Origin of the sequence: Mycobacterium yunnanensis (assembly GCF_025823185.1) — a bacterium.
GTDB lineage: Bacteria > Actinomycetota > Actinomycetes > Mycobacteriales > Mycobacteriaceae > Mycobacterium > Mycobacterium yunnanensis.
Genome location: NZ_JACKVK010000009.1, coordinates 287,003 through 297,592, shown reverse-complemented (window position 1 = coordinate 297,592; position 10,590 = coordinate 287,003). Strand labels below are relative to the sequence as shown.

The 10,590-nt window shown below is 69.5% G+C and carries 11 protein-coding genes; 6 read left to right on the top strand and 5 right to left on the bottom strand.

Features of this window, described 5'->3' with window-relative positions; all coding sequences use genetic code 11:
- Positions 1–3: 3 nt before the first annotated feature.
- The gene (locus H7K45_RS18410; protein ID WP_263997334.1) at positions 4–561 is read right to left on the bottom strand and encodes a hypothetical protein; all 558 of its coding nucleotides are present in this window, start codon (positions 559–561) and stop codon (positions 4–6) included.
- A gap of 64 nt (positions 562–625) precedes the next feature.
- Between H7K45_RS18410 and H7K45_RS18405 the strand changes: the two genes are divergently transcribed.
- Positions 626–1,126, top strand: coding sequence for a (2Fe-2S)-binding protein (locus H7K45_RS18405; RefSeq protein ID WP_263997333.1), 501 nt, complete (start codon positions 626–628; stop codon positions 1,124–1,126).
- A complete protein-coding gene (locus H7K45_RS18400) occupies positions 1,123–3,264 on the top strand; it encodes a xanthine dehydrogenase family protein molybdopterin-binding subunit (protein ID WP_263997332.1) in 2,142 nt (713 codons plus the stop codon). Before H7K45_RS18405 ends, H7K45_RS18400 begins: the two co-directional genes overlap by 4 nt.
- 6 nt (positions 3,265–3,270) lie before the next feature.
- Here H7K45_RS18400 and H7K45_RS18395 read toward each other — a convergent pair whose 3' ends face one another.
- On the bottom strand, positions 3,271–3,726 hold the full coding sequence (locus H7K45_RS18395; RefSeq protein WP_263997331.1) for a MarR family winged helix-turn-helix transcriptional regulator: 456 nt from the start codon (positions 3,724–3,726) through the stop codon (positions 3,271–3,273).
- Between the two features lie 69 nt (positions 3,727–3,795).
- Here H7K45_RS18395 and H7K45_RS18390 point away from each other — a divergent pair, with 69 nt between their 5' ends.
- Entirely contained in the window at positions 3,796–5,058 is a 1,263-nt protein-coding gene (locus tag H7K45_RS18390; RefSeq protein WP_308206420.1) for a multidrug effflux MFS transporter, read from the top strand.
- A gap of 91 nt (positions 5,059–5,149) precedes the next feature.
- Entirely contained in the window at positions 5,150–6,547 is a 1,398-nt protein-coding gene (locus H7K45_RS18385) for an NAD-dependent succinate-semialdehyde dehydrogenase (protein WP_263997330.1), read from the top strand.
- Between the two features lie 18 nt (positions 6,548–6,565).
- Here the strand turns inward: H7K45_RS18385 and H7K45_RS18380 are convergent, their stop codons facing one another.
- Positions 6,566–7,543, bottom strand: coding sequence for a DNA polymerase domain-containing protein (locus H7K45_RS18380; protein WP_263997329.1), 978 nt, complete (start codon positions 7,541–7,543; stop codon positions 6,566–6,568).
- A gap of 35 nt (positions 7,544–7,578) precedes the next feature.
- Between H7K45_RS18380 and H7K45_RS18375 the strand changes: the two genes are divergently transcribed.
- Positions 7,579–7,959, top strand: a complete 381-nt coding sequence (locus tag H7K45_RS18375) for a DUF1622 domain-containing protein (RefSeq protein ID WP_263997328.1) — start codon at positions 7,579–7,581, stop codon at positions 7,957–7,959.
- Positions 7,960–7,995: 36 nt separating this feature from the next.
- On the opposite strand, the gene H7K45_RS18370 is transcribed toward H7K45_RS18375, so the two are convergent.
- Both H7K45_RS18370 and kasB read right to left on the bottom strand, forming a co-directional pair.
- Complete coding sequence (locus H7K45_RS18370; protein WP_263997326.1) at positions 7,996–8,790, bottom strand: SDR family oxidoreductase; 795 nt, start codon at positions 8,788–8,790, stop codon at positions 7,996–7,998.
- 7 nt (positions 8,791–8,797) lie between these two features.
- Positions 8,798–10,075: a 3-oxoacyl-ACP synthase KasB gene (kasB, locus tag H7K45_RS18365; protein WP_308206419.1), complete on the bottom strand. Its 1,278-nt coding sequence runs from the start codon at positions 10,073–10,075 to the stop codon at positions 8,798–8,800.
- A gap of 183 nt (positions 10,076–10,258) precedes the next feature.
- Between kasB and H7K45_RS18360 the strand changes: the two genes are divergently transcribed.
- Positions 10,259–10,588, top strand: a complete 330-nt coding sequence (locus H7K45_RS18360; RefSeq protein WP_263997324.1) for a hypothetical protein — start codon at positions 10,259–10,261, stop codon at positions 10,586–10,588.
- Positions 10,589–10,590 lie beyond the last annotated feature (2 nt).

The following is a 10,590-nucleotide window of genomic DNA, read 5'->3' as shown; positions in this document are numbered from 1 at the left end:
CCCTCAGTCTTGCAGCCCCGTCGCGTCGGGGTCGCGGCCGGCGATCAAGCGAAGCGACGACACGACCCCCGTGTCACGCAACCCGATCAACTGCCAGGCCCGGGCGATGCCGTAGGCGAGGTCGCCGATGACGACGTAGTTCAGCGCCTGCACCGCACCCAGGTCGAGGCCGGCGATCAGCCGAACGCCTGCGTACACCTCCCAGCCGCCGATGATCGTCAATCCCGCGATGAGCCAGAGTGATTCGGCGCGGTGGCCGCGTCGACGGGCCGGGCCGGCCACCGATCGCGCCGTGCCGGCGGCGAACGTCAGAACGGTGACGCCGGCGACCACTGCCCACCACCCCAGGCTGACGCCCGGTACCAGCGCGGCGAGCGATATGACGAGGGCATTGGTGAACACCAGGAGCGCGGCCGAGGCGCGGGAGTTGAATCCGACCCGGGTCGTGGCCTGGCGGGCCTGCTCGGGGAACACCGACACCGCTACGAACAGCAGGCCGATCAGCGCGCCGGACGCGCCGGCGGCCGCGACGAAGAATTCGCGATAGTCCTCGGGAATCACCGGATCAGGCTAGAGCCCGAGCCTGGGGTTGGCCCCCGTTCTCAGAAGAGAGCACCATGGAGCCGTGCAGGACGTTGAGGTGGAGTCGACCATGACCGCGCTGTCGGTCAACGGCAACCTCGAGCAGGTAGGGGTCGAGCCCGACACCGTCCTGCTCTACGTTCTACGAAACCATCTGGGGCTGAAGGGAACCCGATTCGGCTGCGGCCTCGCACTGTGCGGATCCTGCATGGTCCTGGTCGACGGCCAACCCAGATACTCCTGTGACGTCCCCGTCGGAGGTCTCGAGGGTCACGAGATCACGACCGTCGAGGGACTGGGCAGCGCCGAGGATCCACACCCCGTGGTCTCGGCGATCGTCGAGGGCCAGGCCGCGCAGTGTGGCTACTGCATCTCCGGAATCGTGATCTCCGCGGCAGCCCTGCTCGAGCGCACCCCCGACCCGTCGGAGGCGGAGGTGCGCCGGGCGCTCGACGGCAACCTGTGCCGGTGCGGTGCGCACAACCGGATCGTGCGCGCGGTGCTGTCGGCCGCGGACGAACTACGCAGCCGAGGCCAGCGGTGACGGCCGTCGCGGCAGACCTGCCGCAGTCGATCGTGGCCAATCCCATGGTCGACGACTGGGTGCGACTCGCACCGGACGGAATCGTCGAGGTGCGTTCCGGCAAGGTCGAACTCGGGCAGGGCGTGTTGACCGCGCTTGCGCAGATCGTGGCCGAGGAGTTGGACGTCGACGTCGCCGCGATTCGGATGACGGCCGCGGCGACGGGTGTCAGCCCCAACGAGGGGTACACCGCGGGCAGCCTGTCGATCCAGCACTCCGGTGCCGCGCTGCGGATGGCCGCCGCCGAGGCCAGGGCTGCACTGCTCGAGGAAGCCGCGCGCCGGTGGGACGTGACGCCCGACGCCCTGACGGTGACCAACGGCGTCGTCACCACACCGGACGGCCGGTCGGTGGCCTTCTGGGACGTGGCGCACGCGGACCTGCTGCATCGTCGCGTGACCGGTGTCGCGCCGACCAAGGCGGCCTCCGAGCGCAGCGTCGTGGGTACCCGCGTGCCCCGGGTGGACCTGCCCGACAAGGTGGCCGGGCGGCCGCGGTTCGCCCACGATCTCCACTTGCCGGGGATGGTCTACGGCCGCGTCGTCAGACCGCCATCGCGCGCCGCGGCGCTGCGGTCGGTGGACACCGCGGCGACGCTGGCGTCGCCGGGCGTGCTGACGGTCGTCCGCGACGGCGACTTCCTCGCCGTGGTCGCCGAGCGGGAGGAGGCGGCGCTCCGCGCCGTCGAACGGCTTCGGGCCGACGCCGTGTGGGACGAGCGGGCGACGCTGCCCGACGAGTCCGATCTTCCAGCCTTCCTGACGTCGGCGCCCGCGGTCGAGACGGTCATCGCCGACGACGGCGGGAACGACCCGGTTGCCGATGGCGGCAACGAGTTTCACGAAGCCCGTTACGACAGGCCGTACCTGGCCCATGCGTCGATGGGCCCGTCGACGGCCACGGCACTGGTCACCGGCCGGGGTGACGACGCGCGGCTGACGGTGTGGACGCACAGCCAAGGTGTCTACCTGCTGCGCCGGGAGCTGTCGCGGGCGTTGGACGTCGCCGAGAGTCGCATCGTGGTGCTGCACGTGCCTGGCGCGGGGTGCTATGGGCACAACGGCGCCGACGACGTCGCGCTGGACGCGGCCCTGCTGGCGCTGGCCGTTCCGGGTCGTCCAGTACAGGTGGTGTGGTCGCGTCCCGACGAACTGGGGTGGGCGCCCTTCGGTCCGGCTGCGGTGGTGCGGATCGCCGCCGAGGTCGACCAGGACGGTGCCGTGCTGAGGTGGCGCCATGACGTGTGGGGCAACGGTCACGTCACCCGGCCAGGTTTCGTCGACGCGGTGGGACTGCTGGCTGCGAGCCATCGCCGCGGTGGGCAACAGATCGCGGCGGCGGGGGAGCCACCGCTGGCCAACGGCGGCGGGGCCAGTCGCAACGCCGTGCCGGGGTACGCCTTTCCCCGTACCCGCGTGGTCAACCACCTGTTGTCGGTGATGCCGTTGCGCACGTCCGCACTTCGTTCGCTCGGCGCGTTCGTCAACGTATTCGCAATCGAGTCGTTCATGGACGAACTGGCGGTCGCCGCGGGTCGCGATCCGGTCGAGTACCGACTCGCCCACCTCGAGGATCCGCGTGGGCGTGCGGTGCTGGAGGCGGCTGCGCAACGCGCGGGCTGGGCCCAGCGGGTGGCCGTGGAGTCTCGGGGCGTGGGGGTCGCCTATGCCCGGTACAAGAACACCAGCGCGTACTGCGCGGTGGTGGCCGAGGTGGAGGCCACCAGCGAGGTGCGGGTGCGCAGGCTCGTGGTGGTGGTGGACGCCGGCCTCGTGGTCAACCCCGACGGTGCGGAGAACCAGATCGAGGGCGGTGCCATCCAGGCCACCAGTTGGGCGTTGAAGGAGAGGGTCCGCTTCGACGACCGGTCGGTCACGAGCGACACCTGGGAGACGTACCCCATCCTGACGTTCTCCGAAGTGCCGTCGGTCGACGTCGAGTTGATGCCGGACGGCGGGAACCCGTCGCTGGGGGTGGGCGAGACTGCGCAGGGTCCCACGGTGGCCGCCATCGCCAACGCGATCTACGACGCCATCGGCGTGCGGGTGCGGAGTCTGCCGTTCACGCCGGACCGGATCGTCGCGGCCATGCCCGACTGACGTCGGTCAGTCGACTGTCGCCGGCGTGCTTCTGAGGCGGTCGAGCAGCTCGCGGGCGTCCTCGACGCGCGTGGGTTCGTCGCCCAGTGCGGTGGCGAGGAGTGCCGCCCGCCGCGTCCGGATGACGTCGATGTTGCGTTTGGCCAGCGCCGTGACGACGAGGTTGGCCGTGCGACCGTCCGTCGGGTCGCTGCGCCGCTCGACGAACCCCTGCTCGTCGAGGACGCGCAGCGCGGCGCTGAAGTTGCTGCTGCGCATCCGAAGATCTCGGGCCACGTCGCTGGGCCGGCAGCCGGGGTGCCGGTCGACGTACTCGAGCACCGCCGCCTCGACCGTCGACAGCGGAACCACGGTCTCGGCGGCTTGGTCCCAGGACCGGATGAGGCGCGCGGCATGCATGATCGCGTCCGCCAGGTCGGCAAGGACCGATCCGCGGTCGGTGGGTGTCTGGGCGCGGGCCATGGATCCGACGGTACGCCGATGAAGCTATGAATGTATAGTTACTCCAACATAGCTAATGGAGGATGTGAGATGACGACGAAGGCCGACGACGCCGAGCGGATGGAACGACTGCTCGCCACCGAGGAGCACCGCCCCGCGATCACCGGGCCGCTGCTGCTCGTCCTGGCTCTGCTGTCGGCGGTGGCGCCCTTCGCCACCGACCTCTACCTGTCGGCGTTTCCGACCATGACCAATGACCTGCACACCACGGCCACGTCGATCCAGTTGACGCTGACTGCCTTCCTCGTCGGAATTGCCCTTGGCCAGTTGGTCTTCGGGCCGCTGTCGGATCGCTTCGGCAGGCTGCGGCCTCTGGTGGTGGGGTCCGCGCTGTGCCTAATCGCCAGCGCCGTCACCGCCCTGGCGCCGACGGTGGAGGTGTTGATCGCCGCCAGATTCGCTCAGGGCGTCACCGGTGCCGCAGGCATGGTGATCGGCCGCGCGATCATCTCCGATCTCGCCGTGGGGGCCGCCGCGGCGCGGGCGTTCAGCCTGATGATGCTCGTCGGCGGTATCGCGCCCGTGGTGGCGCCGGTGCTCGGGAGCGTCCTGGTCGGTCCCGTCGGGTGGCGGGGCGTGCTCTGGGTGGTCTTCGGCATCGTCGCGGCCATGTTCGTCGGCGTCGTCGCCGTTGTCCGCGAAACGCACACCGGCACACGTCGCGCGGCAGCGCGCTCCGCTCGGGCCGGGTCCCCGTCGGTGCTGCGCGCCCTCGGCTCGCGCGTCTACCTCGGCAACGCGGTGGCATTCGCGTTCGCCTTCGCGACGATGATGGCCTACATCTCCGCCTCGCCCTTCGTCTACCAGGTGATGATGGGATTCAACGAGGTGCAGTACGGAATCGCGTTCGGCGTCAACGCACTTGGGCTCGCTGGGTTCAGTGCGATATCGGCCAGACTGGCCGGTAGACGCTCCGTACGCGGGCTGGCCGGCACGGGGTTCGCGCTGTGCCTGACCGCGGTCGTCGTGATCGTGGTCGTCGTGGCGGTCGGGGCGCCCGCATGGCTGTTGGCGCTGCCGCTGTGGGTGGCCGTGGCGAGCCTGGGGCTGGTCTTCGGCAACGCCACGGCACTGGCGCTCGCCGGCGTGGCAGGGGTCGCCGGATCGGCGTCGGCGGTGCTGGGGGCCCTGCAGTTCGGCGTCGGCGCGGTGGTGTCCCCGTTGGTCGGCATCGGCGGCGAGCACACCGCCGTGCCCTTGGCCGTGGTGATGCTGGTGACGATCACCGTCGCCTGCGGATCCTTCCTGCTGGGGCGGGAACGGCCGACTGCCGCACAGTTAGCTGGCTCCTGAGCGAGCACCCGGGTGTTCGGGATAGGGCGACGCGGCATTCGCGCGGTGACTAGATTGGGTGGCGTTAGTCACTACCGAGGGAGTTCCCATCATGACCGCGACCGTGTCGACTCAACCGAAATACCGAGTGGTCAATCCCGCCACCGGCGACGTTGGTGAGTCGTTCGACTTCGCCTCCGAGGCCGAGATCGAGAGCGCCCTCGCGGCCTCCGACGCGGCGTTCCGTTCGTGGCGCGAATTGCCGATCGCCGAGCGGGCCCGCATCGTGACTCGGGTGGCCGAACTGTTCCGGGAGAACTCGGCCCGTCTCGGCGCCATCGCCACCGAGGAGATGGGCAAGCCCCTGCAGGAAGCCGTCGACGAGGCGGACTTCTGCGGTGACATCTTCGAGTACTTCGCCACCGAGGGCCCGGAACTGGCCGCCGATCAGGAGATCAAGACCTTCGCCAAGGGCAAGGCATACGTGCAGCGGCTGCCCATCGGCCCCCTGCTCGGCATCATGCCGTGGAATTACCCCTTCTACCAGATCGCCCGGTTCGCCGCGCCAAACCTGGTGCTGGGCAACACGATCATCCTCAAGCACGCCGAGTCGGTGCCCAAGTCGGCACTCGCCGTGCAGGAGCTCATGGACGAGGCGGGGATCCCAAAGGGTGTGTACACCAACATCTTTGCCTCCTACGACCAGATCGAGGACATCATCGGCGACCGCCGCGTCGTCGGGGTCTCGCTGACCGGCTCCGAGCGCGCCGGTTCGGTGGTCGCCTCGATTGCGGGGCGCAACCTGAAGAAGTGCGTGCTCGAACTCGGCGGGTCGGACGCCTACGTGGTGCTCGACACCGACGACGTCAAGGCAGCGGCAGACCTCGCCTGGGACACCAGGATTGGCAACACCGGTCAGGCGTGTAACTCGAACAAGCGAATGATCGTCAGCGACGACATCTTCGACGACTTCGTCGGGCAGCTCGTCGAACGTGCCAAGGACCTCAAGCCCGGCGATCCGGCCAAGCTGCAGGACGGCGCGTTCTCGCCGCTGTCCTCACGCAAGGCCGCCGAGATCTTGGACGAGCAGGTTCAGGACGCCGTGTCCAAGGGCGCGACGCTGCACGCCGGTGGTGTGCTCGGCGAGGGCCCCGCCGCCTACTACTCGCCCGCCGTGCTGACCGGCATCACGCCGGAGATGCGCGCGTACCGCGAGGAGCTGTTCGGACCGGTGGCGGTCGTCTACTCCGTCTCCAGCGACGACGAGGCCCTGGAACTGGCCAACGACTCCGACTACGGTCTCGGCGGTGCGGTGTTCAGCACCGACACCGAGCGCGCCGAGAAGATCGCCCGGCGTCTCGAGTCCGGAATGTCGAACGTCAACACCCCGGCCAACGAAGGGCAGGAAGTCCCGTTCGGCGGTGTGAAGCGCAGCGGCTTCGGGCGCGAGCTGGGACCGCTTGGCATGGACGAATTCGTCAACAAGCGGATGTACTTCGTCGCGGAATGACCTGAGACGGACCGTCCCCTAGCCGTCGGTGGCCCGCCGGGCCCGGGCCCGGCGCTTGCCTTCGTGCATCGCCGCCACCCGGGCGACGGGGATGGTCCGCCCCTGTGCGACGAGGTCGTCGGGCAATCTCTGCGGCGTGGGCATCGAGTCGCGCCAGGGGTCGTGACCGTCGAGCAACGCGAGTGCGGTGTGCACGGTGAAGTCCGACGGGGACACCCGGTCCAGGTCGGACCAGTCTAGGGGGAACGAGACCGGCGTCCCCGGTCGCAGTCGCGGGCTGTACGCCGCCGCAACGGTGGCGCCGCCGGCCCGTGTCGAGTCGACGAACACCTTGCCCGCGCGGTCCTCCACGATGAACGCGGTCGTGGCGATGTCGGGGTTCAGCGCCTCGGCGCGAGCGGCCAGCGCGCGGGTCGCGGCCGCAACGTCCTCGACGGGTGCGGCCGTGTCGCCCGTGTCGCCCGTGTCGACGGGGACGAAGACGTGAATGCCCTTGGCGCCACTGGTCTTCACCGCACCGGCGAGTCCGCTGTCGGCGAGGGCTTGGCGCACCAGGTGCGCGACGGCGACCACCGCGGCGAAGTCGTCGTCCCCGGGTGGGTCGAGGTCGAGGATCAAATGAGTCGGGCGGTAGACGTTCTCGGCCAGTCCGAGGGTGGGGTGGTACTCCACGGCGCGTTGATTGGCCAACCACAACAGCGTGCGACGGTCGTCGCACAGCGCGTAGTGAACCTCCCGGTGGGATGCCTCGGCCCAGAGCGACACGGTTCGCACCCAGTCGGGGGTGTACTTGGGCACGTTCTTCTGCATGAACGGCGCCCGGCCCCGGAGCACCCGCAACACGGTCAGCGGGCGTCCCGTCAGTCCCGGCAGCATCCGGTCGGCGACCGCGTCGAGGTAGTCGACCAGGTCACGCTTGGTGGCGTTGGCCTCGGGGGTCAGCGGCTCGTCGAGGTTGGTCAGGTCGACGCCGTCACGCTGCTCGCTGGTTGCCACCCCTGTCATGCTGCCCGACGATTAGCCTCCCAAACGTGGAGTTCATCGAGGTGGTCGAACTGGTCGGCAAGGTGGTCGACGGTGTCGGCGTGGCAATCATCGCCGTGGGAGCCGTCGTGGCGGGCGGTGTCGCCGTCGGTCGCCTCGTTCGCAAGTCACCGGACACGTACCGCTTCTTCCGGGAGACGCTGGGCCGCACCATCCTGCTGGGTCTGGAGTTCCTCGTCGCCGCCGACATCATCCGAACGGTGGCGGTCACCCCGAACGCGCAGAGCGTCGCCGTGCTGGCCGGCATTGTGGCGATCCGGACGTTCCTGAGCTTCTCACTCGAACTGGAGATCACCGGCAGGTGGCCGTGGCAGAAGAAGCCGCGCGAGTCGCCGAACGCACGCATCGTGAACGCAAATCCCGAGTGACCCCGCCAACATGCGTGCAGTCGGCGGAGGAGTCGGCTACGCGGTGGTCGCGATCCCGCCGTCGACCGGGATGATCGCTCCGGTGAGATAGGACCCGGCCCGGCTGGTCAGGAACACCGCGACACCGGCCATGTCGTCGGGCCGGCCGATGCGGCGGAGCGGGGCTGATGCGGCGATCGCGTCGCCGAACGCGTCGAGCGTGGCCGCCATCATCTTCGACTCGAACGGCCCCGGCGCCACGGCGTTGACGGTGACGTGTCGCGGGCCGAGTTCGCGGGCGAGCACGCGCGTCAGCTGATGCAGCGCGGCCTTGCTGCTGGCGTAGGAGTACACCGGTAGCTTGCTGACGTGGATGCCGTCGATGCTCCCGACGTTGACGATGCGGGCCGGGTCGTCGGCGGTTCCCGCCGCCTCGAGTGCCGGCAACAGCGCCTGGACGAGCCAGAACGGGGACTTGAGGTTGAGGTCGAGGACCTTGTCCCAGGCCGCGTCGGGGAACGTCTCCAGCGCTTCGCCCCACGTCGCCCCGGCGTTGTTGACGAGGATGTCGAGACGGCCGGAGTCGGCGGTGACCAGCTCCGCGAGGCGCAGGCATTCGTCGTGCTTCGACAGGTCGGCAGGAATCGCCGTGACGTCACCGAAGGAAGCAAGTTCCTCGCACGCCCGGGTGCAGGCGTCGGCCCTGCGAGAGCTGACGACGACGCTGGCGCCCGCCTGCAGCAGGCCGCGCGCGATCATCAGACCGATACCCCTGGTGCCACCGGTGACCAGGGCGCGCTTACCCGTGAGGTCGAAGAGCCCTGCGTGCGTGGTGATCTGACCGTCGGTCACGAGCCGGTCAGTACTTGCCGAAGGTCAACGCGACGTTGTGCCCACCGAACCCGAACGAATTGCTGACCGCGTATTCGTAGTTGCCGGAACGGGGTTCGTCCGCGACGACGTCCAGGTCGACCTCCGGATCGAGATTGCGGAGGTTGAGCGTCGGGGGGACGACGCCGTCGCGCAGCGCCATGACGGTCAGGATCGACTCGACGGCGCCCGCGGCGCCCACCGAGTGGCCCAGAGCCGACTTGGGGGCGTACACCGCAGCGTGGTTTCCGATGGCGCGGTTGATGGCCGCCGCTTCGGCGACGTCACCCACCTTGGTGCCGGTGGCGTGGGCGTTGACGTGGTCGACGTCGTCGGGCACGAGTCCGGCCAGTTGGATCGCGCGCGTCATGGCGTGCCCGGCGCGTTCACCGTTCGGATCCGGCGCCACGATGTGGAAGCCGTCGGAGGTGATGCTCGCCCCCATCAGCCGACCGAGGATGTTCGCCCCGCGGGCCTTGGCATGCTCCTCGGTTTCGATGACCATCAGGGCGCCGCCCTCACCGAAGACGAAGCCGTTGCGGTCGCGGTCGAAGGGGCGACAGGCGCCGGCCGGATCGTCGTTGGTGGTGGACAGGACGATGCGCATCTGCGCGAATGCCGCGATGGGCACCGCCTCGATCCTGTTCTCTACGCCACCGCAGACCGCGATGTCCGCCTCGCCGAGGACGATCTGCCGCCAGGCCTGCGCGATGCCCTCTGAGCCGGAGGCACACGCCGACACCGGGGTGATGACCCCAGCCTTGGCGTGCCGGTCGAGCCCCACTGCGGCCGCCGGCCCGTTCGGCATGTACATCTGGACCGCCAGCGGCGAGACCGCGGCCATGCCGCGCTCGCGCATGTCGTCCCAGGCGAAGACCAGCGCCTCGGTGGCTCCCATGCCGGTGCCGATGGACACGGCCAGGCGGTTGGTGTCGACCTCCGGGTTGCCGGCGTTCTCCCACACCCGTCGGCCAAGCACCGTCGACATCTTCTGGACGTAGCCGAGGCGCCGCTTCTCGACCCGCGTCAGATCGTCTTCGAAGTCCTCGTGGAGGTGGCCGCCGATGCGGACCGGCAGCTTGAACTCCTCGACGTACGGGTCGTCGAGGAGCCGGATGCCGCTCTGCCCGTCGAGCAGCGCCTTCCAGGTGTCGTCCGCGCTGGTGGCCAGCGACGTCGTCATGGCGATGCCGGTGACGACGACGTTCGGAAGACCGTTTCCGGTGCTCAGACCGGCGACTTGCGACGAGTTGACTGGTGACGGCACGAGGGTCTCCCACGATCAGGTGCACGAGTGGCCGGCCCTCTGCTGGACCTGCGGAATGCTCCGCGGCACGCCGGGCTGCAGTGAAGAATGTGGCAGCGCCAGGCGGCTCTTAAGAACCTTATACAACTCGTCCTGTGGACGCACGTGAGCTGCGGATTTCCGCGCCGGGCGTATCGTCGGGGGATGTCTGGAGCGCTGCGGCACACCGCCTGGCTGGCGTTTGCTGGGGCGGTGCTGCTCGGCCCCGCCCCGATCGCAGGCGCCGACCAGTCGACGCTTTCGGGTCAGCCCGCCGACGCCGCCGTCGCCGAGCTGCAGGACCAGGGGTACACCGTCCAGATCAACTGGGTCAACGGGTTCGACACCAAGCCGCTCTCGGAGTGCCGGGTGACGGGCGTCGACGACCCGAGCAGCGCCCCGCCATCCCCGGGCACCTTCACGACCGTCTACGTCGACGTCGCGTGCCCGAACCACGACGGCGGTGGCTTCGGGTTCGAGGCCGGGATCGGCTAGCC

Coding starts and splice junctions, on each gene's coding strand:
- H7K45_RS18360 (WP_263997324.1), top strand. CDS start 10,259: ATGTCTGGAGCGCTGCGGCACACCGCCTGGCTGGCGTTTGCTGGGGCG.
- H7K45_RS18390 (WP_308206420.1), top strand. CDS start 3,796: ATGACGACGAAGGCCGACGACGCCGAGCGGATGGAACGACTGCTCGCC.
- H7K45_RS18395 (WP_263997331.1), bottom strand. CDS start 3,726: ATGGCCCGCGCCCAGACACCCACCGACCGCGGATCGGTCCTTGCCGAC.
- H7K45_RS18385 (WP_263997330.1), top strand. CDS start 5,150: ATGACCGCGACCGTGTCGACTCAACCGAAATACCGAGTGGTCAATCCC.